Source organism: Pseudomonas gregormendelii, assembly GCF_017114825.1.
GTDB classification, from domain to species: domain Bacteria; phylum Pseudomonadota; class Gammaproteobacteria; order Pseudomonadales; family Pseudomonadaceae; genus Aquipseudomonas; species Aquipseudomonas gregormendelii.
This window is the reverse complement of the sequence record NZ_JADEVO010000019.1, coordinates 13,836-36,004: the sequence shown is the minus strand read 5'-3', so window position 1 is coordinate 36,004 and position 22,169 is coordinate 13,836. Positions and strand designations below refer to the sequence as shown.

Sequence of the window (22,169 nt, the reverse complement as noted above, 5' to 3'; positions counted from 1 at the left end):
CTATCAGTCCGTGATGATCTAAGACTTGATTACAACATCCTGCTCCAACACCAACGCCTTGCCCCCCGCATCGAGCTTCACCAACGCCCCCATCGGCAGCGTCAGGTTCGGATCACAATGCCCGCTGCGCCAACCGGCCAGTACCGGAATGCGTAAAGGCTCGAAAGTCTGCTTGAGCAACCGCTCAAGCGCAGCCGTCTCCACCCCCGCCACATCGCCAACCAATACCCCGCGCAGCTGGCCCAGCGTGCCCGCCAGGCGCAGGTGCGTCAGCAGCCGGTCAATACGGTACAGCGGCTCGTTGATGTCCTCGATAAACAGGATGACGCCCTCGGCATCGATCGCGTAGGGCGTGCCCATGACGGCCGCGATCATCGACAAGTTGCCGCCGAGCAAGCGCCCGTGGGCAATGCCTGGCTCGATCGTGATCAAGGGGTAGGCCACCGGGTGAGTCAGTACACTCCCCGCCTTCACCTGCCCTCTAAGCATGTTGAAAAACGAGGACTCGGTCGGCCGCTTCCGGTCACCCAGCAGGTCGGCATTGAGCAGCGGCCCGTGAAAGGTCACAAACCCCGCGTATCGACTGATCGCCAGATGCAGCGCGGTGATGTCGCTGTAGCCAATGAATGGCTTGGCATTGTTGCGCAACAGGTCGAAATCAATGCGATCGAGCAAGCGCGGGGTGCCGTAACCGCCACGCAAGCAAATGATCGCATCGACTTGCGGATCGGCAAACGCGGCGTGCAAATCCGCCAGCCGCCTTTCGTCGCTGCCGGCAAGGTAACCCTCCTTCTCGTAGACCCCGGGAAAAATCCGCAGCGCATACCCGCGAGCACGCATCCAGGCGGTGGCTTTGTCGGTGTCCAGAGGCGCAGGGCCGGCGGGAGCGATGACGCCGATCAGGCCCTCGGCAGGCAGCGCCGGGACAGGAGCGTGCGGGCTGAGAACGTGGGTTGGTTTAACGGTCATCCATGAATCTCCCGGTGTGAAGGCGTCTTGCACCACAGTAGTCAGGAACGGGCACAAACAGAAGAGGGACAGCGCCCTCCAACTGCAGGAAAAAATCGCGGTGTGCCTTAGGCCAGGCAAAAAACAGCCCGCAAGCCGGACAAGCCTTGCGGGCTGTTTTACCAGCAGTTGATCAGGACGACATCAGCTCGGCCTTGACCAGCTTGGCCTGCTCGTCAGCGTGATACGAAGAACGAACCAGCGGGCCGGATGCGACGTTCTTGAAGCCCATCTTGTAACCTTCCTCGGCGAACCAGGCGAAGGTGTCCGGGTGCACGAAGCGCTGGACTGGCAAGTGGCTGCGCGACGGTTGCAGGTACTGGCCCAGGGTCAGCATGTCGATGTCATGTTCGCGCATGCGCTTCATCACTTCGATGACTTCTTCATCGGTTTCACCCAGCCCCAGCATCAGGCCGGACTTGGTCGGAATGTGCGGCATCATCTGCTTGAAGCGTTGCAGCAGGGTCAGCGACCACTGGTAGTCCGAGCCCGGACGCGCAGCCTTGTACAGGCGTGGCACGGTTTCCAGGTTGTGGTTGAACACATCAGGCGGCTCAGCCACAGTGATTTCCAGCGCCACGTCCATGCGTCCACGGTAATCCGGGACCAGGGTTTCGAGCTGCACATTTGGCGACAGCTTGCGAATTTCGCGGATGCAGTCGGCGAAGTGCTGGGCACCGCCGTCACGCAGGTCATCGCGGTCAACCGAGGTGATCACCACGTATTTGAGTTTCAGATCAGCGATGGCGATGGCCAGGCTTTGCGGCTCATTGACGTCCAGTGGCTTCGGACGACCGTGGCCCACGTCGCAGAACGGGCAACGACGGGTGCAGATGTCCCCCATGATCATGAAGGTCGCCGTGCCGCCGGAGAAGCACTCGCCCAGGTTCGGGCAGGACGCCTCTTCGCACACGCTGTGCAGCTTGTGTTTGCGCAGCAGCGCCTTGATGCGGTCGACTTCCGGGGAAACCGGGATGCGCACACGGATCCAGTCCGGCTTTTTTGGCAGTTCGGTGGTCGGAATGATCTTTACCGGGATGCGTGCAACCTTCTCGGCGCCGCGCAGCTTGACGCCGGCTTCAACCTTGGCACGCGGGGCCGGACGCTCGGTAACATCCAGCGTCGGGATCATGGTTTGCACTGCATCAGTAGTCATATCAGTCGATTCCGCCCGTTAGGGTCGTCTGCTCAGCATAGTCGAGGTGTTTGACGAGCTGCGCGCGCAGCCGGGCACTTACCTCGGCAAATTCAATCGATCCTGCGTGATCGCTGAGCTGGGTCATCGCCAGCCCGGCGTAGCCGCAGGGATTAATCCGTCGAAACGGTTCCAGGTTCATGTCCACGTTCAGGGCCAGGCCATGAAAAGAACAGCCGTGACGAATGCGCAAACCCAGGGAGGCAATTTTTGCCCCGTTTACATACACACCCGGTGCATCCGGCTTGGCTGCAGCGATAACGCCGTAGCTCGCCAGCAGCTCGATCAGGCAATGCTCCATGCGGGTGACCAGGTCACGCACACCAAAACCGAGTTTGCGTACATCGAGCAACAGGTAGGCGACCAACTGGCCGGGGCCGTGATAGGTCACCTGGCCACCACGGTCGACCTGCACCACCGGAATATCACCCGGCAGCAGCAGATGTTCAGCCTTGCCGGCCTGGCCCTGGGTGAACACCGGTGGGTGCTCGACCAGCCAGATCTCGTCCGCGGCATTGCTGCCACGTTCGTTGGTAAAGCGTTGCATGGCATGCCAGACCGGCTCGTAAGCCATCTGGCCAAGCTCGCGAAAGCCCAGCGTGCCAGACATCACAGCACCATGTGCACAAAACCGGTAGCGCGCAATTCGCTGTTGATGTCGTACAGCTGCTCTTGACCGGTAGCGATGATGTGCAGCTGGATGGTCGTGTACTTGCCGTTGGTGCTCTGGCGTTCGGCGAACGTCTTGAGGTCAACAGTGGCGTGCTTCTCAAGGATCGCGATGATCCTGTCCTTGAAACCTACGCCGGTATCGCCGATCACCTTGATAGGATAATCCGCGCAGGGGAATTCGATCTTTGGCGCCTTTACTTCGGTATCGGTCATGGCGTAACGGCCTCGTAAGCGTAAGCCGTGGTAACGAACATGGCCCCGCACCGGATTGGAACGGGGCCATGCAGGTCCACACTAAATCAGTTGAACAAGCCGTAGAAGAATAGACGGATGCTATCCCACATGCGACGGAAGATACCACCCTCGTCGACCGCGTCCAGTGCGATCAGGTCTGCGCTGTGCACAACCTTGTCGTCCAGTTTCACTTCGACTTTACCGATCACGTCGCCTTTGGCGATTGGCGCAATCAGTTGCGGGTTCATGGTCATGCTGGCGGCGAGCTTCTTCAGCTGACCTTTTGGCAGGGTCATGGTCAGGTCTTGAGCCAGGCCGGCCTTGACCTGGTTGGTGGTGCCTTTCCAGACTGGAGCCTGGGCCAGCTCGGCGCCTTTCTGATAGAAGGTCTGGGTTTCGAAGAAGCGGAAACCGTAAGTCAGCAGCTTCTGGGTCTCAGAGGCGCGAGCCACTTCGCTGTTGGTGCCGAAGACCACGGCGATCAGACGCATGCCGTCACGTACAGCCGAAGACACCATGCAGAAGCCGGCTTCGTCGGTGTGACCGGTTTTCAGGCCGTCCACGGTCTTGTCGCGCCACAGCAGCAGGTTGCGGTTAGGTTGCTTGATGCCGTTCCAGAAGAACTCTTTCTGCGAGTAGATCGCATAGTGAGCAGGGTCTTCGTGGATGATTGCGCGAGCCAGCACGGCCATGTCGTGAGCCGACGAGTAGTGCTCCGGGTTCGGCAGGCCAGTCGGATTCATGAAGTGGCTGTTGGTCATGCCAAGGTCGGCCACGGTTTTGTTCATCATGTCGGCGAAGGCGTCTTCGCTGCCGGCGATGTGCTCGGAGAGCGCAACACTGGCGTCGTTACCCGACTGGATGATGATGCCGTGCAGCAGGTCACTGACCGTTACCTGGGAGCCGACTTTGATGAACATCCGCGAACCGCCGGTGCGCCAGGCGTTTTCGCTGACGGTCACCGGATCGTTTTCGCCGATCTGGCCACGACGAATTTCCAGGGTCGCGATGTACGCGGTCATCAGCTTGGTCAGGCTGGCCGGAGGCAGACGCTGGTCACCGTTGTTCTCGACCAGCACGTTGCCGCTGCTGGCGTCCATGAGTACATAGGATTTAGCCGCCAGTTGAGGTGGCGACGGCATCATCTCGACCGCGAAAGCGGCAGGCGAGATGAGCAGCGGGACTAGCAGGCAAAGGCGTTTGGCAAAGGTGGTGATGTTCATCCGTCTCTCGAAATCGCTAATGGGAACTGCCCAAAGGCAAAACTAATCAGACAGCACTCTAACGAGCTGTCGCGTGTTCAGTTGTTCACTCATAACCCTTGCCGGGCTTTTATTCTTCATCGAGCCAACAACCAGGCTCACCCCCAAATCGCAAGTGAGCCTTCAATCAAGTACTACGTATTACTCGGCGGTGACCAGGCTCGGCGAACCGAGATTGGCCAGTCGCACGCTGTTCTGCACCTGCTGGATTTCACCCGGCGAGCCCATTGGCCCCAGGCGCACCCGGTGCAGGGTTTGCTGATTGCGCACTATCGAACTGATGAACACCGGAGCGCTCACCATTCCGCTCAGCTTCGATCTCAGGAGCTCTGCAGCGTCCGGGTTGGCGAACGCGCCCACCTGCAGATACTGGCCAGAGGCTGGTGCAGAAGCGTTTTTTTTTGCATCGATCTGCACGGGCACTACGGCCGCCGCGTGTTGCTGTGGCGGCGGAGTCCATTGCTCCACCGTACCGGCCGAAGCCGTGATGACAGGTGCCTTGTTCTGGGCGATCTGCGGTTCATTGAGCATCAACGGCGCCGGACGCCCCTTGGCGGCCCACCATTGTTGCGGGTCGATACCCTCGACCTTGACGCGCGCGGTCCCGGTTTCGGCATAACCGAGCTTCTTGGCTGCCGCATAGGACAGGTCGATGATCCGGTCGGAGTAGAACGGCCCACGATCGTTGACTCGCAGCACCACTGATTTGTTGTTGTCCAGGTTGGTCACCCGAACGTAACTTGGCAGTGGCAAGGTCTTGTGGGCGGCACTCATGCCGTACAAGTCATAGACTTCGCCGTTGGCGGTGTTCTGGCCATGGAACTTGGTGCCATACCAGGACGCCGTGCCCGATGCCACGTAGCTCTTCGATTCCTGAATCGGGAAGTAGGTCTTGCCCAGCACGGTGTAGGGGTTGGCTTTGTAAGGACCGGTATGCAGGGTCGGCGTGGCATCCGGAATGCGCGATACGTCGACATCCCACCATGGCGCGCCGTCTTTGTGAGCGCGGTTGATGTCCAGGCCCGGCATGGTGCGCACAGCCGTGGTCGCAGGTTTTTGCGTAGGAGAACGGCTGGTCGAACAACTGGCGACCAGCACCGCCAAGGCACCGAATGCCATCAGCTTCAGGGGTTTATTCATAGGCAATGCCCGCATTACTTGACGCCCCGTGCTTGGACCAGCTGTTCAGACAGTTGATGTACGGCCATGGCATACATCACGCTGCGGTTATAACGCGTGATCGCGTAAAAATTCTTCAGGCCCATCCAGTATTCAGGACCTTGGTCACCTTCCAGGCGGAAAGCCGTGACCGGCATATCATCGCGCAGCGCATCATGACTCGACCACCCCAACGCTCGCAACTCCCCGACGGTTTTAGTCGGCTCGATGCCCGTGGTCAAACCCTCGTCCACCTGGTCGCCACGCGCATCGGCGCGACTGACCACGGGTTCTCCGGCCACCCAGCCGTGACGCTTGAAATAACTGGCGACGCTGCCGATTGCGTCGTCCGGGTTGGTCCAGATATTAATGTGACCATCACCGTCGAAATCCACTGCATAGGCGCGAAAACTGCTCGGCATGAACTGCGGAAGCCCCATGGCCCCGGCGTACGAGCCCTTGAGGGTCAATGGATCGACCTGTTCTTCCCGGGCCAGCAGCAGAAACTCGCGTAATTCCTTGCGGAAAAATTCGGCACGGGGAGGATAGTCGAAACCGAGGGTGGACAAGGCATCGATCACCCGGAAATTACCGGTATTACGGCCGAAAAAGGTCTCAACGCCGATAATCGACACAATCACCTGGGCTGGTACCCCGTATTCCTGTTCGGCACGCGCCAATACGGCTTCGTGCTGGCGCCAGAAGTCCACACCGCGGGCAATGCGCGCGTCGGAGATGAACATCGGGCGATACTCATTCCACTGCTTGACCCGCTCGGCAGGTTTCGAGATCGCGTCCAGAATCGACTGCTTGCGCTCGGCTTCGCGGAACACGCCCATCAGCTGCTCACCGGCGAAACCGTAGTCGCGGGTCATTTCACCGACGAACTCGGCCACCTGCGGAGTGCCTTCGTAATCGCCGGCCAGCGCTTGCTGCGCTGTGCCAAGGATGCCTACCAGGCCGACCCACGGCGCGTATCGAGTCGCCCAGCCACGCATTTCTTGCATTGAAATCTTCACCTTATTCAAACTTGCGCGATCCACTTACGATGGGTATGGATCGACATCAAAACCCCAAACGCTGACAGCAGTGTCACCAGCGAAGTTCCTCCGTAGCTAATGAACGGCAACGGCACCCCCACAACCGGCAACAGGCCACTGACCATACCGATGTTGACGAAAACGTAAACAAAAAACGTCATGGTCAGGGCACCGGCGAGCAATTTTCCGAACAATGTCTGGGCCTGGGCAGTAATGACCAGGCCCCGGCCAATCAGCAACAGGTAGATCAGCAGCAGCGCACAGATGCCCACCAGGCCAAACTCTTCGCCCAACACCGCAATAATGAAGTCGGTGTGGCTTTCCGGCAGGAAGTCCAGATGCGACTGGGTACCCAGCAGCCAGCCCTTGCCGAACACCCCGCCGGAACCAATGGCGGCTTTGGATTGAATGATGTTCCAGCCGGTGCCCAGTGGATCGCTCTCAGGGTCGAGGAAGGTCAGGACGCGCTGTTTCTGGTATTCGTGCATCACGAAGTACCACATGGCGACGGATACCGGCACCGCGGCCGCAAGCACGCTCAGGATCCAGCGCCAGCGCAGGCCACCCATGAACAACACGAAGGCGCCCCCCGCCAGAATCAGCAGCGAAGTGCCGAGGTCGGGCTGGCGCACGATCAGGATGAACGGCAAACCGATCAGGAACAGGCTTACCGCCACGTGCTTGAGCTGTGGCGGCAAGGTGCGCTTGGACAGGTACCAGGCGATGGTCGCCGGCATCAGGATCTTCATGAACTCCGAAGGCTGGAAGCGGATGACCCCGGGAATGTTGATCCAGCGCGTGGCACCCATGGCGTTGTGGCCCATGATGTCGACCACCACCAGCAACAGCACGCCCAGCACGTAACCTACCGGCACCCAACGGGCCATGAAGCGCGGCTCGAACTGGGCGATGACGACCATCGACACCAGGCCGATGCCGAACGAGGTGGCCTGCTTGGCCAGCAGATCCCAGCTCTTGCCGCTGGCCGAATACAGCACGAACAGGCTGCCGGCCGCGAGGGTCAACAGCAGGATCAGCAACGGACCGTCGATATGCATGCGTTGCAGCAGCGTCGCACGGCGACGCATCACATCTTCACTGGAGAGGATGCGGTCGAAATTACTCTTCACGGGCCGTAGCCTCCGCACTGGTAGGGCTGGCGTACTCGGCTTTCAGCCGACCGTCCTGGCCAAGGAGCCAGGCATCCATGATCTGACGGACCACTGGTGCCGCAACGCCGGAACCGGACTCGCCGTTCTCGACCATTACCGACACGACGATTTTCGGGTTATCGGCCGGCGCGAAGCCGACGAACAGGGCGTGGTCGCGGTGACGTTCCTGAACCTTGGAGCGGTCGTACTTCTCGCCCTGCTTGATCGCGACCACCTGGGCCGTACCACTTTTGCCGGCAATGCGGTATTGCGCACCAATGGCTGCCTTGCGCGCAGTGCCCCTGGCACCGTGCATCACCTGCTGCATTCCGTGGTTGACCTTGGCCCAGTCCGACGGATCGCGCAGGATGATATCCGGCATCGGGTTTTCGTCCTTGGGTCTCTCGCCTTCGACCGTCTTGGCCAGGTGCGGACGCTTCCAGACGCCCTTGTTCGCCACCAGGGCCGTGGCTTGCGCCAGTTGCAGCGGTGTCGACTGCATGTACCCCTGGCCGATCCCCAGGATCAATGTCTCGCCAGGGAACCACGCCTGACGGCGGGTGGCGCGCTTCCACTCGCGGGACGGCATCAGCCCCGGCGATTCTTCGAACATGTCCAGCGAGACCTTCTGGCCGATGCCGAACTTGCCCATATAGGCCGACAGCCGATCGATCCCCAGCTTGTGGGCCAGGTCGTAGAAATAGGTGTCGTTGGAGCGCATGATTGCCGTGTCCAGGTCGACGAAGCCGTCACCGGAACGGTTCCAGTTGCGGTACTTGTGGTCGTAGTTTGGCAACTGGTAGTAACCCGGATCGAACACCCGGGTCGATGCGGTCACCACGCCTGAATCCAGGCCGGCAATGGCCACGGCAGGCTTGATGGTCGAGCCCGGCGGGTAAAGGCCGCGCAACACGCGGTTGAACAGCGGCCGGTCAATGGAATCGCGCAACTCGGCATAGGCCTTGAAGCTGATGCCGGTGACGAACAGGTTAGGGTCGAAACTCGGCTGGCTGACCATCGCCAGCACTTCGCCGGTGGCCGGGTCCAATGCCACCACGGCGCCGCGCCGACCGCCAAGTGCCGCTTCGGCAGCTTCCTGCAATTTGATGTCCAGGCTCAGGACAATGTCCTTGCCGGGAATCGGATCGGTACGCTTGAGCACCCGCAGTACACGGCCTCGCGCGTTGGTTTCGACCTCTTCGTAACCCACCTGGCCGTGCAGTTCGGGTTCGTAGAATCGTTCGATACCGGTCTTGCCAATGTGATGGGTGCCGCTGTAATTGACCGGATCGAGGGATTTGAGCTCTTTCTCGTTGATCCGCCCCATGTAACCCACCGAGTGCGCGAAGTGCGCGCCCTGCGGGTAGTGGCGCACCAGTTGCGCAACCACTTCCACCCCGGGCAGGCGGAACTGGTTGACCGCGATCCGGGCGATCTGTTCTTCCGAGAGTTCAAACAGGATCGGCACCGGCTCGAACGGCCGGCGCCCCTGTTTCATGCGCTTTTCGAATATCACCCGATCGTCCGGCGTCAGCTCCAGGACTTCGACGATCACATCGAGCACCTGCTGCCAGTCGCCGGAACGCTCGCGGGTCATGCTCAGACTGAAACTGGGCCGGTTGTCGGCGACAACGACCCCATTGCGGTCGAAGATCAACCCGCGAGTCGGAGGGATCGGCTGCACATGCACCCGGTTGTTTTCCGACAGGGTCGAGTGATACTCGTACTGAATCACCTGCAGGAAATACAGCCGCGCAATCAGCACACAAATCAGCGTCACCACCGCAATTGCCCCGAACACGACGCGGCCACGCACCAGACGGGCGTCTTTTTCGTGGTCCTTGATGCGGATTGGCTGGGGCATGAGGGCAAAGCTACTTGTGGTAAGGGTGGCCGGACAGCACTGTCCAGGCACGATACAGCTGTTCGCCGATCAGGATCCGCACCAGGGGGTGCGGCAGGGTCAACGGCGAGAGCGACCAGCGCTGATCTGCCCGGGCACAGACTTCCGGCGCCAGCCCTTCGGGGCCACCGACCATGAAGTTCACCGTACGCGAGTCCAGGCGCCAGCGATCGAGTTCGACCGCCAACTGCTCTGTACTCCAGGGCTTGCCGTGGACTTCGAGAGTGACAATCCGCTCGTTCGGGCCGACTTTAGCCAGCATGGCTTCGCCTTCCTGTCGGATGAAGCGTGCCACGTCGGCGTTCTTGCCACGGGTATTGAGCGGTATTTCCACCAGTTCCAGCGCCAGCTCGGATGGAAGACGCTTGGCATATTCATGCCAGCCTTCTTCCACCCATTTGGGCATGCGTGAACCGACGGCGATCAGTCGCAGTCGCACAGCGGTCCCTTATTATTGCTGGTCTTTGTTGAGCTTGGTGAAGTGCTCATGGGTGTTCTCTGGGCTGTGGTGTGCAGCGCTGGCCGAACGACTTTGCTCGGCACCGGCCCACAGGCGTTCCAGGTCATAGAACTGACGTGCCGAGGCAGTCATCATGTGTACGATGACGTCGTCCATGTCCAGCAATACCCAGTCGCTGTCGCCCTTGCCTTCTTCACCCAATGGCTTGACGCCCAGGGCTTTGACGGCTTCGCGGACCTTGTCCAGCATCGCGCCGATCTGGCGGTTCGAAGTACCGGTGGCGATGATCATGAAATCGGTGATGCTCTGCTTTTCACGAACGTCGATGACCTGGATGTCCTGGCCCTTCACGTCTTCCAGGGCTGCAACGGCAACCTTGACCAGCTCTTCACCGCGCAACTCCGGCCCGGTTGGCGCCTCTACTGGCAGAGGGGCGCTCTTGAATGTGCCTTTGCGCTTTACTTTAGCTACGTCTTTGTCAGTCATATAAAACTCGTTTTGCTCGTATGTTCGGGCGCTTCGCTACACGTGATCACGTGCCTTGAAGCTCGCCGTTTTTCAGTTCGACGCACGGTAGAGTCCGTGCGCATCGATGTAGGCCAGGACCGCGTCGGGCACCAGGAAACGTACCGACTTACCGCTGGCCAGCAGTTGACGGATCTGGGTGGCGGATACCGCGAGCGGCGTCTGCCAGACGAATGCAATCTGTCCGCTCGGCCCTTTCAGGGCCAGCGGGTCGCTCACCGAACGCGCTGCCAGCAGGTTGCGCAAGGCATCCGGCGGTTCGCTGTCGGCATCCGGGCGTTGCAGCACCAGGATGTGGCAATGCTGGAGTAACTCTTCCCAGCGATGCCAAGTGGGCAGGCCGCAAAATGCGTCCCAGCCCAAAAGTAGAAAAACCTGGTCCTCAGCGGCCAGCTCGGCGCGCATCAGCTCCAGGGTGTCGATAGTGTAGGACGGTTTGTCCCGCTGCAATTCGCGAGCGTCCACCACCAACGGTGCCACACCGGCCACCGCGCATTCGACCATTGCCAACCGGTCCTTCGCCGACACCTGCGGCGTACCGCGATGAGGCGGTCGGGCGCTGGGTGTCAGGCGCAATTCGTCCAGTGCCAGGGATTCGGCGACTTCCAGCCCACCGCGCAAGTGGCCGATGTGCACCGGATCGAACGTGCCGCCCAGTACGCCTATGCGTCGCGGGGCAGGCTCGTCGGGAGTGGCCGGCGCTGTCAGGTCGAGGTCGCCCAAGTCAAACCGACGCCTGGCCGCGCAACTGGCCATCGCCGACCACGATGTATTTCTCGCAGGTCAGGCCTTCCAGACCCACAGGTCCGCGGGCGTGCAGCTTATCAGTAGAAATGCCGATCTCGGCACCTAATCCATATTCAAACCCGTCGGCGAAGCAGGTCGGGGTGTTGATCATCACCGATGCCGAATCGACTTCGGCGACGAAACGTCGCGTGTCGGCGAGGCTTTCGCTGACAATCGAGTCGGTGTGATGGGAACCGTGCTGGTTGATATGTTCGATGGCCTGGTCCAGCCCATCGACTACGCGGATCGACAGGATCGGCGCCAGGTATTCGGTGTTCCAGTCGTCTTCGGTGGCCACGGCCGCATCGATGATCGCCCGGGTCCGGGCGCAGCCGCGCAGTTCAACGCCTTTCTCGCGGAACTGGGCGGCCATCGACGGCAGGAAATCCCTGGCAACGGCTTCATCCACCAGCAGGGTTTCCATCGCACCGCAGATGCCATACCGGTAGGTCTTGGCGTTGAAGGCGATGCGCCGGGCTTTCGCCAGGTCGGCGTGAGCGCTGACGTAAACGTGGCAAATACCGTCAAGATGCTTGATCACGGGCACTCGCGCATCGCGGCTGACCCGTTCGATCAGGCCACGGCCGCCACGGGGCACGATGACATCGACGTACTCGGGCATGGCAATCAGCGCGCCGACTGCTGCACGGTCAGTGGTTTCGACCACTTGCACCACGGCGGCAGGCAACTCGGCCTCGGCCAGGCCGCGCTGGATGCACGCAGCGATGGCGCGATTGGAGTGAATCGCCTCGGAGCCGCCACGCAAAATGGTCGCATTACCCGACTTGAGGCAAAGGCTGGCGGCGTCGATGGTCACATTGGGACGCGACTCGTAGATGATCCCGATCACCCCCAGGGGCACACGCATCTTGCCGACCTGAATACCTGAAGGCCGAAAGCTCATGTCGCGAATGGCGCCTACAGGGTCGGGCAAGGCCGCGACCTGGCGCAGACCGACGATCATCCCGTCGATACGCTCCGGCGTCAGGGCCAGGCGCTCCAGCAGCGCAGGCTCCAGACCATTGGCACGACCGGCCGCCAGATCCAGCTCATTGGCAGCGGCAAGCTCGACGCGCGCCGCGTCCAGCGCAGTGGCAGCAGCCTGCAGGGCGCGGTTTTTCTGCGCGGTGCTGGCACGGCCAATGACGCGAGAAGCTTCGCGGGCAGCGCGACCCAGGCGGGTCATGTAGTCAAGAACGGACTCAGTCATGGTCTGGAGTGGTCTTTGCTTGGTCTTGTTAAAGAGTAAAGCGGCAGATTATAGCTGCCGCGACCCGTGACTAACAGCGGTGACGGGCGGATGGTCGAAATGGACTTCAATTTGCCGACGTTCAGCCGTAATTAAGGTGCACATTGTTATCATCACCGCTCAATCAGCCCTGATAAACGCTGTTCATCATGACTAACCTTAATGCCCCATCCGTCGCCGCCCTCAAGCCCCACGGGCTTGCGGACGCTTTTTTCGACCGCGACGCACAGACGCTGGCGCGGGATCTGCTGGGCAAAGTTATCCGGCACCGGGTCGGTGGATTGTGGCTCAGCGCCAGAATCATCGAGACCGAAGCCTATTACTTCGAAGAAAAAGGCAGCCACGCCTCCCTAGGCTATACAGAAAAGCGTAAGGCTTTGTTTCTGGATGGCGGCCACATCTATATGTATTACGCCCGCGGCGGTGACTCCCTGAACTTCAGCGCCCTCGGGCCGGGCAATGCCGTGTTGATCAAGTCGGCCTACCCCTGGGTCGACGAACTGAGCGGCCCGGCCAGCCTCGCGCAAATGCTGTTGAACAACCCCGATGGCCAGGGACGCCCTCGCCCGTCGCAGAAGCTCTGCGCCGGGCAGACCTTGCTGTGCAAGGCGCTGGGCCTGAAAGTGCCTATGTGGGACGCCAAGCGCTTTGACCATGAGGTGCTGCTGGTGGAAGACGTGGGAGCGGCACCGGCTCATGTGATCCAGACCACTCGACTGGGAATTCCCCAAGGACGGGATGAACACCTGATGTACCGCTTCGTCGATGCTGCTTATGCGCCCTATTGCACGCGGAACCCGCTGCGACGCGGGCAGGTCGAAGGGCGGGATTATATTTTGCTGAATTGATTAATCTAGCCCCCTGTAGGCGCGAGCTTGCTCGCGATGTTTTCCAGAGCGCCGCGCTGATCTAAAGCACTCGCTATCGTTAGCGACCATCGCGAGCAAGCTCGTTCCTACAGGGTTCGGTGGTGTGTTGAAGCCTGCGTTCGTCCACTGCGGACGCTTATAAAAATTCGATGGAGTAGTTTTTATGGGCCCATGGCTCGATAGCGTGACCGGATGGCTTGCGGCGAACCCGCAGTGGTTGGCCGCGGCTGTATTCATCGTGGCCTTCGTCGAGTGCCTGGCGATTGCAGGACTGATTGTCCCCGGTACCGTATTGCTGTTTGCCGTCGCAGTGCTGGCCGGCAGTGGCGCGCTATCCTTGAGCGAGACGTTATTCCTGGGATTTATCGCCGGCATATCGGGCGATATCGTGTCGTACTTCATCGGGCGACATTTTCACCAGAACATCCGTCGCCTGCCAGGCTTGCGCCATCATCCGGAATGGATTGCCGGCGCAGAGTCGTACTTCCAGCGTTATGGCATTGCCAGTTTGCTGGTTGGCCGCTTCATCGGCCCGCTGCGTCCCATGCTGCCCATGGTCGCGGGAATGCTCGACATGCCCTTCCCGCGCTTTGCCGCCGTAAGCCTGTTGGCTGCTGCTGGCTGGAGCGTCGCCTACCTCCTGCCTGGCTGGGCCACCGGCGCGGCGATTCGCCTGCCTTTGCCGGAAGGTTTCTGGCCGGAAGCCGGCATCGTGGCGGGCAGCATTGCGGTGATGGTCGGCTTGAGCATCACCAGCAGCATGCGTCGCCATCGCAAGGCGACGGTGTTGATTGCCAGCATGAGCCTGCTGATTCTGGCCGGGTTGTTCATCGGCTATCCGCACCTGACCGCACTCGACCAGGGGGTGATGACGCTGGTGCAGGAACATCGCAGCCCGACACTCGATGAAGTCGCCGTGACGCTGACGATTATTGGCGAATTCCGCAACATGCTGCTGTTCAGTGCACTGCTTGTGACCTTGCTGCTGGTGATGCGTCAGTGGCGCCAGGCAGTATTCGCCTGCGCAACCTTGTTGATCACGGCACTGGCCAATACCGGGACCAAACAGTTCTTCGCCCGGGTACGTCCGGAAATTCTCAGCGACCCACTGACCAGCTACAGCATGCCCAGCGGCCATGCCTCCGGAGCGTTTGCGCTGTTCCTGACCCTGGCGGTGCTGGCCGGTCGCGGGCAACCCCCACGCATGCGCCTGACCTGGCTGCTGGTGGGATGCCTGCCGGCGCTGGCGATTGCGTTGTCGCGGGTCTACCTGGGTGCGCACTGGCCGACCGACATTACGGCAGGGGCCATGCTGGCGGCCTGTGTCTGTGCGGCAAGCCTGTGGACAATACAGCGCGGTGAAGAATTGAAGGCCATGCCACCCAGGGTCTGGTGGCTGGTATTGCCGGCAATGGTGGCGCTGTTCGGCTTCTTTGCCCTGCGCCACTTGCCGCATGCCATGCTGCGCTACGCCTACTGAGGCGCAGCGCATTGGCGTGGTGATCAGGTGAACAACTCACCTTGCAGTTCATCGAGCAGTGCCTGGATGGCATCCAGGCGCTGCTGCGGATCATCGAGTTGCAGCAAATCGATCTTGTCCACTTCGGCGAACGGCAACAGATACGCCAGCTGATTGGCCAACGACTGCTGCCCGGTCGCTTCGGTCCCCATGTTCAAGGCCTCGACCATCGGGTGCTCGGCCAATGCCTTGAGCAAGGCCACCAGGTCCGCGTCTTCGTCCTGCAGCGGTTGCTCCGGCTCGTCTTCCAGCCACTCGACCTCGGCAACCGTCAACTGATCGCGCTGGACCTCGGTGCTCAGCACATTGAAGCGCCTGCCGCCCTGGACGCGGATGCCCAGCAAACCATTGGCCTGCTGCTTGAAGTCGGTGATCAGCGCTTCACAACCCACCAGCGCATAACCCTGCGGAGCAAGGCCGACCTCTTCACCATCAAGGATGCACACCACGCCGAACCCGCCGCCCTGCTTCATGCAACGACCGATCATGTCCAGATAGCGCGCCTCAAAAATCTGCAAGTCGAGGATGCAACCAGGAAACAGCACTGTGTTCAGTGGAAAAAGCGGCAAGCTCATAGACATTTTCCTTACACCACCATCGACACCGCCAACGGCAGGAACACCGCCGTGGCCACGCCCATCAGACTCATTGCCAGCGCCGCAAAGGCGCCGCACTCTTCACTTTCCTGCAGGGCTACCGAAGTGCCCACCGCATGGGCCGTCATGCCCAACGCCATGCCCCGCGCCTCAGGGCTGTGCACGCCGAGCCGATTCAACAGGCCAGGCCCGAAAATCGCCCCGATCACGCCGGTTATGAGCACGAACACCGCCGCCAGCGCGGCCACCCCACCAATCTGCTCCGCGACCAGCATCGCGATCGGCGAGGTCACGGACTTGGGCGCCATAGTCATCAGGATCATGTGCTCTGCGCCAAACGACCAGCCCAGCAACACTCCAAGACCGGTGGCGACCACGCCGCCTATCACCAGCGTAGTAAATATCGGCCAGAACAACTGCCGAATGCGTCGCAGGTTCAGGTAGAGCGGCACGGCCAGCGCCACAGTCGCCGGCCCCAGGAGGATGCTGAGGATCTCGGTGCTCTTGCGATACTCGGCATAAGTGATGCCGCAACCTGCCAGCACTGCGATCACCAACAGCATGGAGACCAGCACCGGTTGTAAAAAGACCCAGCGGGTTTTCTCGAATGCCGCCAGCACCAGCTGGTAGGCGCCCAGCGTAATGCCGATGCCGAACAATGGATGGTGGATCACGGACGTCCAGGCGCCCTGCCAGTCAAAGATCATTGGCTGTCCTCAGGCGGCGCGTGACGCTTGACCAAACGCTGCATCAGCACCCCGGCGAACGCCATCGACAGCAGCAGCGACAGCACCAGCGCGCCAACAATGGCCCAGAAGTCTGCGGCAATATCCTTGGCGTACACCATCACGCCCACGGCTGGCGGCACCAGCAACAGCGGCAGGTAGCGCAGCAGGCTGCCGGCTGCCAGGCTCAGTGGCTCGCCCACCTGCCCGCGACTGATCAGATACGCCAGCAACAGCAGCAGCCCGACGATGGGCCCTGGCAACACCGGCAAAAACAGGTGATTGATCGCTGTTCCCAGCAATTGGAACAGCACCAGCCATGTCAAACCTCGTAGCAGCATCCTGGCCTCCCGCCAATCCCGTCACCCGCAATGGCGGGCCGAGCATTATAAGCATGCCCACGCTATGGACCGGCATTCGCCAAAAGCATGGACAGTTGACCGCGTTACACGGCCATGGTGATCTAAAGTGGTAACTCGGGAGGTCTGAGCCCCCCACCTCAAAACTATAAAACCGATGAACCCAAGGAGAGTCTCAATGCCCTATGTTCCAGTTGCAGAGCTCAAAGATTATGTCGGCAAGGAACTTGGAAGTTCCGAATGGCTCACCATCGACCAGGAGCGCATCAACCTGTTCGCCGAAGCCACCGGGGATTACCAGTTCATCCACGTCGACCCGGTCAAAGCCGCGCAAACGCCATTCGGTAGCACCATTGCCCACGGCTTCCTGTCGCTGTCGCTGATCCCCAAGCTGATGGAAGACATCCTCATACTGCCTGAAGGCCTGAAGATGGTGGTCAATTATGGCCTCGACAGCGTGCGGTTCATTCAGCCGGTCAAAGTCAATTCCAGGGTCCGCCTCAAGGTCGACCTGGCCGAAGTCACCGAGAAAAAGCCCGGCCAATGGCTCCTCAAGGCCACCGCCACGCTGGAAATCGAAGGCTCAGAGAAACCGGCCTACATTGCCGAACCCCTGTCGCTCTGCTTCGTGTAAATGATCCTGGATGCGAAGCAGCTCATGCTGTTTCGCGCCTTCTCCTGCTTTCCTGGCTATATAAGGTCATGGAGCTGCGGCATACTCGGTCGCCTAATTGCCCGGATCCCGCTATGCGCTCGATTGCCCTCCTCGCGTTGACCCTGTTGCTGACCGCTTGCGGAGACGGCGAATCGCTGCTGCCCCCTGACGCGCGCCTGCCGGACGGCGGACGCTATCGCGGCGAACTGGTAGACGGATTGCTGCAAGGCCAGGGCCGCGTCGATTATCCGAACGGCAGCTGGTATGCCGGCGAGTTCGACAAAGGCCAATGGCATGGCCAGGGCGAGTGGCACGGCAGCAATGGCGAAGTGTATCGCGGACAATTCAACCAGGGCCTGTTCGACGGCCAGGGTACGCTGACCACCAATGGCAGCAGCTATACCGGCGGTTTCAAGGCCGGTCGAAGGGACGGCGAAGGCACCCTCAAAGAAAACGGCATGACCTATCGCGGCGAGTTCAAGGCCGATCAATATTCAGGACTGGGTCGCCTCGAGCTCGAGGACGGCAGTTCGTATCAGGGCCAGTTCGCCCATGGCAAACCCAACGGTGAAGGCCAGCGCGGCGACGCCAGTGGCAACCAGTTCACCGGCAATTTTGTCGACGGTCAGCTGGAGGGTAACGGGACCTTCAACAGTGCCGATGGCGATATCTATGTCGGCAGCTTCAAAAACAACCAGCTGCACGGCAAGGGTCGCTACGAGAATGCCGATGGCGATGTCTGGCTCGGCCAGTTCAAGGAAGGGTCGCTCAATGGCAAAGGCGAACTGATTGGCGCCGATGGCAGCCATTACGTGGGTCAGTTCAGCGATTGGCGCTTCAGCGGCCCGGGGCGATTGAACCTTGCGGACGGCAGTTTCTATGTTGGCCAGTTCGACAATGACAGCTACTCGGGTCGCGGCACGCTGGTGTTGACTGACGGCACCGTGCAAAGCGGTACCTGGATCGCTGGCCAGCGGGTTCGCGATGCCGAAGGCAAGCTGCTGCCTGACAGCCTTGAGCTTGGCCTGCTGGCCCAGGGGCGGTTACTGGACGACGCGCTGGCAAGCGTGCCCGCCTCGACGCCAGCCGTCGAGCTCTACACCCTGACCCTCGGGGGTGATGGCAAGCAGAGCGTGTTCCTGCGCGAGTCCGATTACGTCAGCAACATGCTCAGCAGCCGTTTCGGTGCGTTTGGCCAGATCCGCCTGGTCAATCATCGCGACCATCTGGTGGATCGACCGATGGCCACCCGGGAAAACCTGCGCCGCGCCGCGGCGACCCTGGCCGAGCGCAGCGGGCCGGAAGACCTTATTTTCATTTACCTGACCAGCCACGGCACCAGCGAGCATGAACTGGTCCTGGACCAACCGCGCATGGAGTTGTCAGACCTGCCGGCAGACGAGCTTGCCGCAGTGCTGGCCCCGCTGAAAAATCGCGACAAGATCATCGTGATTTCCGCGTGCTACTCCGGTGGTTTCATCCCGACCCTCAAGGATGAACGCACCCTGATCATGACCGCCTCACGGGCTGATCGCGTGTCGTTCGGCTGCTCCGAGGAAGCCAACTTCACCTATTTCGGCGATGCCCTGTTCGCGCAGGCGCTGAACCAGACCGATGACTTGGAACAAGCCTTCAAGCTGGCCAGAGCGACTGTGGCCGAGCGCGAGCTGGCTGACAACTTTGAAGCATCCGAACCGCAGATCTGGGCGCCCAAAACCGTCCTGTCGCACTGGCAATTATTGCGCAAGCAGCAGGCACGCAAAGCGCTGCAAAGTGTGTCTGTCGACAGCAAGGATGCAAAGAGCAACTAAGCTGAACAGTATCAAGGGAGAAACACTATGTACTTGACGCCTCAGCACGTATTGCTTGCCGGAGCTACCGGTTTGACCGGTGAACACTTGCTTGACCGCCTGCTTAATGAACCCACGATTAACCGGGTTTTGGCGCCCTCACGCCGGCCATTGGCCAAGCACCCCCACCTGGAAAACCCTGTCGGCGACCCGGCGGTGTTTCTGCCGCAACTCAACGGCCGCGTGGACATTGCCTACTGCTGCCTCGGCACAACCATCAAGCAGGCCGGCTCGGAACAGGCGTTCCGCGCCGTGGACCTGGACATGGTAGTGGCATTCGCCAAACGCGCCCGGGAGATGGGCGCTCGGCACCTGATCGTGGTCAGCGCGCTGGGTGCGGATCCGAAGTCGTCGGTGTTCTATAACCGGGTCAAAGGCGAGATGGAACAAGCCTTGCGCGCGCAAGACTGGCCGCAATTGACTATCTGCCGCCCTTCTCTACTGCTGGGTGATCGAGTTGAGCCACGCCTGGCTGAAAAGGTCGTCGGGCCGTTATCCCGGCTGATTCCGGGCAAGTACCACGGGATCGAAGCCTGCCAACTGGCGCGGGCGATGTGGCGCCTGGCACTGGAAGAACAGGATGGGGTTCGGGTGGTTGAGTCGGATGAATTACGTAAGTTAGGTAAATAAGATCAAAAGATCGTCCGAAGGCTCGGGCCGCGATCGGACGATCTTTTGACTTTCACAATCCCCCAGTCGCCTGAAAACCCACGCCAATCACCGTCAACAACGACAACGGCAACAGCAGCGTATCCAGCAACGCACTCGCCGGCAGGTCTACGCCAGGGTAGCTGGGAGCCTCAGCGCCAAAGCGATCCATGGCGCAGCACCCGCCGTTCAAGGCATACAAGTCCAGACGAGTCCCCGAATAAACCACTGGCGCCCCGGGCTTGGCGGCATCCAGCGTGCGTGCCGTGGCACAGCCGCCCAGTTGCAGCGCGAGGACGACCAACAGCAGCTTATTCATCGCTGGTCAGATGGTGTTCGCCCCAACGCGGCAGCATGTCCTGGGGAATGTTCAGCAGGTTGAGAATCCGCGCCACGACAAAATCGATCAGGTCATCAATCGTCTGCGGCTGATGATAGAAGCCCGGCGATGCCGGCAGAATGGTCACGCCCATGTTCGACAGCTTGAGCATGTGCTCCAGATGAATGCTCGAATAAGGCGCTTCACGGGGCACCAGGATCAGCTGGCGACGCTCTTTCAAGGTGACATCGGCCGCCCGTTCGATCAGGTTGTTGCAGGCCCCGGTGGCGATGGCCGACAAAGTCCCGGTGGAACAGGGCACCACCACCATCGCCGCCGGGGCCCCGGAGCCCGAAGCGACCGGCGACATCCAGTCTTCCTTGCCATAGACGCGAATCTGCCCGGCGGCAGCGCCGGTGTATTCGGTCAGGAACGCCTGCATCATCTGGGTTTTCGGTGGTAGCGAAACGTCAGTCTCGGTGGCCATCACCAATTGCGCCGCCTTCGAGATCAGAAAGTGCACCTCGCGGTCTTCGCGCACCAGGCAGTCCAGCAGGCGCAAGCCGTATTGGGCGCCCGAAGCGCCGGTCATCGCCAGCGTGATGCGTTCCGGACCGTTGTTCATTGCAGCGCCTCGGCAAGTTTGCCGTGCAGGCCGCCGAAGCCGCCGTTGCTCATGATCACCACGTGAGTGCCGGGCTGGGCCTGGCTCTTCACGCGTTCGATGATGCCTTCCAGGGAATCACTGACAATCGACGGTACCGTGCACAGCGCGGCGGTCGCGCCCAGGTCCCAGCCAAGATTGGCCGGGGCATACCAGATCACCTGGTCGGCATCGACCACGCTTTCCGGCAGGCCATCACGGTGTGCGCCAAGTTTCATGGAGTTGGAACGCGGTTCGATGATCGCAATCAGCGGTGCGTCGCCGATTCGCTTGCGCAGGCCGTCGAGCGTCGTGGCGATAGCCGTCGGGTGGTGAGCGAAGTCGTCATAGATGGTGATGCCGCGAACTTCCGCCACTTTCTCCATCCGCCGCTTCACGCTTTTGAAGGCGCTCAGGGCTGCGATGCCCATGGACGGCACCACGCCGACATGTCGCGCCGCCGCCAGGGTTGCCAAGGCATTGGCAACGTTGTGCTGGCCTGTCATGTCCCACTCCACCACGCCCTGGACCTTGTCTTCGAACATCACTTCGAATTTCGAGCCGTCTTCGCTGAGCAGCCTGGCCTGCCACTGGCCGCCGGCACCGGTGGTCTGCACAGGTGTCCAGCAACCCATGTCGATCACCCGTTGCAGGGCAGGCTCGGTAGTCGGATGGATCACCAGGCCTTCACTCGGGATGGTTCGGACCAAATGGTGAAACTGCCGTTCGATAGCCGGCAGATCCGGGAAGATGTCCGCATGATCGAACTCAAGGTTATTCAGGATCGCGGTGCGCGGACGGTAATGAACGAATTTGGAGCGCTTGTCGAAAAAGGCACTGTCGTATTCGTCTGCTTCGATGACGAAGAACGGCGTTTCACCCAGACGCGCCGACACCGAGAAATTCTGCGGCACGCCGCCGATCAGGAAACCCGGGCTCATGCCCGCGTGTTCCAGCACCCAGGCGAGCATGCTGCTGGTAGTGGTCTTGCCATGGGTCCCGGCGACGGCCAGCACCCAGCGGCCTTGCAGCACATGGTCCGCCAGCCACTGCGGGCCGGAGACATACGGCAGGCCTTTGTTCAGGACGTATTCGACTGCCGGGTTACCGCGGGACATGGCGTTGCCAATCACCACCAGATCCGGAGCCGGGTCCAGTTGCGCGGGATCGTAACCCTGGGTCAACTCAATGCCCTGAGCCTCAAGCTGAGTGCTCATTGGCGGGTAGACGTTGGCATCGGAGCCCGTGACACGATGGCCCAGCTCTTTGGCCAGGACCGCCATCGAACCCATGAAAGTGCCGCAGATACCAAGAATATGAATGTGCATAGTCGACCTCGTAAA

The 22,169-nt window shown here is 60.8% G+C and carries 23 protein-coding genes and 1 pseudogene; 5 read left to right on the top strand and 19 right to left on the bottom strand.

Going from position 1 to position 22,169, the window contains the following annotated elements:
- Positions 1 to 18: 18 nt before the first annotated feature.
- The 13 genes and pseudogenes from IMW75_RS14795 to IMW75_RS14735 form a co-directional block, all read right to left on the bottom strand.
- A complete protein-coding gene (locus IMW75_RS14795) occupies positions 19 to 969 on the bottom strand; it encodes a S66 peptidase family protein (RefSeq protein WP_205893041.1) in 951 nt (316 codons plus the stop codon).
- A 172-nt stretch (positions 970 to 1,141) separates the two neighbouring features.
- Positions 1,142 to 2,164, bottom strand: a complete 1,023-nt coding sequence (gene lipA / locus IMW75_RS14790; RefSeq protein WP_045062088.1) for a lipoyl synthase — start codon at positions 2,162 to 2,164, stop codon at positions 1,142 to 1,144.
- Between the two features lies 1 nt (position 2,165).
- Positions 2,166 to 2,813 carry a lipoyl(octanoyl) transferase LipB gene (lipB, locus tag IMW75_RS14785; RefSeq protein WP_205893040.1) on the bottom strand — a complete coding sequence of 216 codons (648 nt, stop codon included), beginning with the start codon at positions 2,811 to 2,813 and terminating at the stop codon, positions 2,166 to 2,168.
- The gene (locus tag IMW75_RS14780; protein ID WP_045062090.1) at positions 2,813 to 3,088 is read right to left on the bottom strand and encodes a DUF493 domain-containing protein; all 276 of its coding nucleotides are present in this window, start codon (positions 3,086 to 3,088) and stop codon (positions 2,813 to 2,815) included. The genes lipB and IMW75_RS14780 overlap by 1 nt, the downstream gene beginning before the upstream one ends.
- Positions 3,089 to 3,174: 86 nt before the next feature.
- Positions 3,175 to 4,332: a D-alanyl-D-alanine carboxypeptidase family protein gene (locus IMW75_RS14775; protein ID WP_205893039.1), complete on the bottom strand. Its 1,158-nt coding sequence runs from the start codon at positions 4,330 to 4,332 to the stop codon at positions 3,175 to 3,177.
- A 180-nt stretch (positions 4,333 to 4,512) separates the two neighbouring features.
- Positions 4,513 to 5,526, bottom strand: a complete 1,014-nt coding sequence (locus tag IMW75_RS14770; RefSeq protein ID WP_045062092.1) for a septal ring lytic transglycosylase RlpA family protein — start codon at positions 5,524 to 5,526, stop codon at positions 4,513 to 4,515.
- Positions 5,526 to 6,536, bottom strand: coding sequence for a lytic murein transglycosylase B (gene mltB / locus IMW75_RS14765; RefSeq protein WP_045062093.1), 1,011 nt, complete (start codon positions 6,534 to 6,536; stop codon positions 5,526 to 5,528). The genes IMW75_RS14770 and mltB overlap by 1 nt, the downstream gene beginning before the upstream one ends.
- A gap of 17 nt (positions 6,537 to 6,553) precedes the next feature.
- Positions 6,554 to 7,657, bottom strand: coding sequence for a rod shape-determining protein RodA (rodA, locus tag IMW75_RS14760; protein WP_205893075.1), 1,104 nt, complete (start codon positions 7,655 to 7,657; stop codon positions 6,554 to 6,556).
- Between the two features lie 31 nt (positions 7,658 to 7,688).
- Entirely contained in the window at positions 7,689 to 9,584 is a 1,896-nt protein-coding gene (gene mrdA / locus IMW75_RS14755; protein ID WP_205893038.1) for a penicillin-binding protein 2, read from the bottom strand.
- A gap of 10 nt (positions 9,585 to 9,594) precedes the next feature.
- On the bottom strand, positions 9,595 to 10,062 hold the full coding sequence (gene rlmH / locus IMW75_RS14750) for a 23S rRNA (pseudouridine(1915)-N(3))-methyltransferase RlmH (RefSeq protein ID WP_003185785.1): 468 nt from the start codon (positions 10,060 to 10,062) through the stop codon (positions 9,595 to 9,597).
- 12 nt (positions 10,063 to 10,074) lie between these two features.
- Positions 10,075 to 10,569 carry a ribosome silencing factor gene (rsfS, locus tag IMW75_RS14745; RefSeq protein ID WP_045062095.1) on the bottom strand — a complete coding sequence of 165 codons (495 nt, stop codon included), beginning with the start codon at positions 10,567 to 10,569 and terminating at the stop codon, positions 10,075 to 10,077.
- A gap of 72 nt (positions 10,570 to 10,641) precedes the next feature.
- Complete coding sequence (gene nadD, locus IMW75_RS14740; RefSeq protein WP_163019394.1) at positions 10,642 to 11,331, bottom strand: nicotinate-nucleotide adenylyltransferase; 690 nt, start codon at positions 11,329 to 11,331, stop codon at positions 10,642 to 10,644.
- 1 nt (position 11,332) lies between these two features.
- Positions 11,333 to 12,622: pseudogene (locus tag IMW75_RS14735) on the bottom strand (glutamate-5-semialdehyde dehydrogenase); the annotation flags it as partial.
- A gap of 170 nt (positions 12,623 to 12,792) precedes the next feature.
- Between IMW75_RS14735 and IMW75_RS14730 the strand changes: the two are divergent.
- Both IMW75_RS14730 and IMW75_RS14725 read left to right on the top strand, forming a co-directional pair.
- Positions 12,793 to 13,491 (top strand): DNA-3-methyladenine glycosylase, encoded by a 699-nt coding sequence (locus IMW75_RS14730; RefSeq protein WP_205893036.1) that lies wholly within the window; start codon positions 12,793 to 12,795, stop codon positions 13,489 to 13,491.
- 184 nt (positions 13,492 to 13,675) lie between these two features.
- Positions 13,676 to 14,992, top strand: a complete 1,317-nt coding sequence (locus tag IMW75_RS14725; RefSeq protein ID WP_205893035.1) for a bifunctional DedA family/phosphatase PAP2 family protein — start codon at positions 13,676 to 13,678, stop codon at positions 14,990 to 14,992.
- A gap of 23 nt (positions 14,993 to 15,015) precedes the next feature.
- Here IMW75_RS14725 and IMW75_RS14720 read toward each other — a convergent pair whose 3' ends face one another.
- The 3 genes from IMW75_RS14720 to IMW75_RS14710 are packed head-to-tail and all read right to left on the bottom strand — an operon-like array spanning position 15,016 to position 16,693.
- Positions 15,016 to 15,606: an LON peptidase substrate-binding domain-containing protein gene (locus tag IMW75_RS14720; protein ID WP_045061508.1), complete on the bottom strand. Its 591-nt coding sequence runs from the start codon at positions 15,604 to 15,606 to the stop codon at positions 15,016 to 15,018.
- Positions 15,607 to 15,617: 11 nt separating this feature from the next.
- Positions 15,618 to 16,334: an LrgB family protein gene (locus IMW75_RS14715; RefSeq protein ID WP_045061509.1), complete on the bottom strand. Its 717-nt coding sequence runs from the start codon at positions 16,332 to 16,334 to the stop codon at positions 15,618 to 15,620.
- Complete coding sequence (locus tag IMW75_RS14710; RefSeq protein WP_045061510.1) at positions 16,331 to 16,693, bottom strand: CidA/LrgA family protein; 363 nt, start codon at positions 16,691 to 16,693, stop codon at positions 16,331 to 16,333. Before IMW75_RS14710 ends, IMW75_RS14715 begins: the two co-directional genes overlap by 4 nt.
- A gap of 196 nt (positions 16,694 to 16,889) precedes the next feature.
- Here IMW75_RS14710 and IMW75_RS14705 point away from each other — a divergent pair, with 196 nt between their 5' ends.
- The 3 genes from IMW75_RS14705 to IMW75_RS14695 all read left to right on the top strand — a co-directional run bounded on the left by IMW75_RS14705 (position 16,890) and on the right by IMW75_RS14695 (position 19,846).
- Entirely contained in the window at positions 16,890 to 17,345 is a 456-nt protein-coding gene (locus IMW75_RS14705) for a MaoC family dehydratase (RefSeq protein ID WP_045061511.1), read from the top strand.
- A 113-nt stretch (positions 17,346 to 17,458) separates the two neighbouring features.
- Positions 17,459 to 19,177: a C13 family peptidase gene (locus tag IMW75_RS14700; RefSeq protein ID WP_045061512.1), complete on the top strand. Its 1,719-nt coding sequence runs from the start codon at positions 17,459 to 17,461 to the stop codon at positions 19,175 to 19,177.
- A gap of 27 nt (positions 19,178 to 19,204) precedes the next feature.
- On the top strand, positions 19,205 to 19,846 hold the full coding sequence (locus IMW75_RS14695; RefSeq protein WP_045061513.1) for an oxidoreductase: 642 nt from the start codon (positions 19,205 to 19,207) through the stop codon (positions 19,844 to 19,846).
- A 52-nt stretch (positions 19,847 to 19,898) separates the two neighbouring features.
- Here the strand turns inward: IMW75_RS14695 and IMW75_RS14690 are convergent, their stop codons facing one another.
- The 3 genes from IMW75_RS14690 to mpl are packed head-to-tail and all read right to left on the bottom strand — an operon-like array spanning position 19,899 to position 22,154.
- On the bottom strand, positions 19,899 to 20,183 hold the full coding sequence (locus tag IMW75_RS14690; protein ID WP_205893034.1) for a YceK/YidQ family lipoprotein: 285 nt from the start codon (positions 20,181 to 20,183) through the stop codon (positions 19,899 to 19,901).
- The gene (ubiX, locus tag IMW75_RS14685; RefSeq protein ID WP_045061515.1) at positions 20,176 to 20,808 is read right to left on the bottom strand and encodes a flavin prenyltransferase UbiX; all 633 of its coding nucleotides are present in this window, start codon (positions 20,806 to 20,808) and stop codon (positions 20,176 to 20,178) included. The genes IMW75_RS14690 and ubiX overlap by 8 nt, the downstream gene beginning before the upstream one ends.
- A complete protein-coding gene (gene mpl, locus IMW75_RS14680) occupies positions 20,805 to 22,154 on the bottom strand; it encodes a UDP-N-acetylmuramate:L-alanyl-gamma-D-glutamyl-meso-diaminopimelate ligase (RefSeq protein ID WP_205893033.1) in 1,350 nt (449 codons plus the stop codon). The genes ubiX and mpl overlap by 4 nt, the downstream gene beginning before the upstream one ends.
- Between the last annotated feature and the right edge of the window lie 15 nt (positions 22,155 to 22,169).

Coding starts and splice junctions, on each gene's coding strand:
- mpl (WP_205893033.1), bottom strand. CDS start 22,154: ATGCACATTCATATTCTTGGTATCTGCGGCACTTTCATGGGTTCGATG.
- IMW75_RS14775 (WP_205893039.1), bottom strand. CDS start 4,332: ATGAACATCACCACCTTTGCCAAACGCCTTTGCCTGCTAGTCCCGCTG.
- mrdA (WP_205893038.1), bottom strand. CDS start 9,584: ATGCCCCAGCCAATCCGCATCAAGGACCACGAAAAAGACGCCCGTCTG.
- IMW75_RS14715 (WP_045061509.1), bottom strand. CDS start 16,334: ATGATCTTTGACTGGCAGGGCGCCTGGACGTCCGTGATCCACCATCCA.
- IMW75_RS14690 (WP_205893034.1), bottom strand. CDS start 20,183: ATGAATAAGCTGCTGTTGGTCGTCCTCGCGCTGCAACTGGGCGGCTGT.
- IMW75_RS14695 (WP_045061513.1), top strand. CDS start 19,205: ATGTACTTGACGCCTCAGCACGTATTGCTTGCCGGAGCTACCGGTTTG.
- IMW75_RS14730 (WP_205893036.1), top strand. CDS start 12,793: ATGACTAACCTTAATGCCCCATCCGTCGCCGCCCTCAAGCCCCACGGG.
- IMW75_RS14780 (WP_045062090.1), bottom strand. CDS start 3,088: ATGACCGATACCGAAGTAAAGGCGCCAAAGATCGAATTCCCCTGCGCG.
- IMW75_RS14770 (WP_045062092.1), bottom strand. CDS start 5,526: ATGCGGGCATTGCCTATGAATAAACCCCTGAAGCTGATGGCATTCGGT.
- IMW75_RS14795 (WP_205893041.1), bottom strand. CDS start 969: ATGACCGTTAAACCAACCCACGTTCTCAGCCCGCACGCTCCTGTCCCG.
- lipA (WP_045062088.1), bottom strand. CDS start 2,164: ATGACTACTGATGCAGTGCAAACCATGATCCCGACGCTGGATGTTACC.
- lipB (WP_205893040.1), bottom strand. CDS start 2,813: ATGTCTGGCACGCTGGGCTTTCGCGAGCTTGGCCAGATGGCTTACGAG.
- ubiX (WP_045061515.1), bottom strand. CDS start 20,808: ATGAACAACGGTCCGGAACGCATCACGCTGGCGATGACCGGCGCTTCG.
- rodA (WP_205893075.1), bottom strand. CDS start 7,657: ATGCGTCGCCGTGCGACGCTGCTGCAACGCATGCATATCGACGGTCCG.
- IMW75_RS14720 (WP_045061508.1), bottom strand. CDS start 15,606: ATGAGCTTGCCGCTTTTTCCACTGAACACAGTGCTGTTTCCTGGTTGC.
- IMW75_RS14725 (WP_205893035.1), top strand. CDS start 13,676: ATGGGCCCATGGCTCGATAGCGTGACCGGATGGCTTGCGGCGAACCCG.
- IMW75_RS14710 (WP_045061510.1), bottom strand. CDS start 16,693: ATGCTGCTACGAGGTTTGACATGGCTGGTGCTGTTCCAATTGCTGGGA.
- rsfS (WP_045062095.1), bottom strand. CDS start 10,569: ATGACTGACAAAGACGTAGCTAAAGTAAAGCGCAAAGGCACATTCAAG.
- IMW75_RS14700 (WP_045061512.1), top strand. CDS start 17,459: ATGCGCTCGATTGCCCTCCTCGCGTTGACCCTGTTGCTGACCGCTTGC.
- mltB (WP_045062093.1), bottom strand. CDS start 6,536: ATGCAAGAAATGCGTGGCTGGGCGACTCGATACGCGCCGTGGGTCGGC.
- IMW75_RS14705 (WP_045061511.1), top strand. CDS start 16,890: ATGCCCTATGTTCCAGTTGCAGAGCTCAAAGATTATGTCGGCAAGGAA.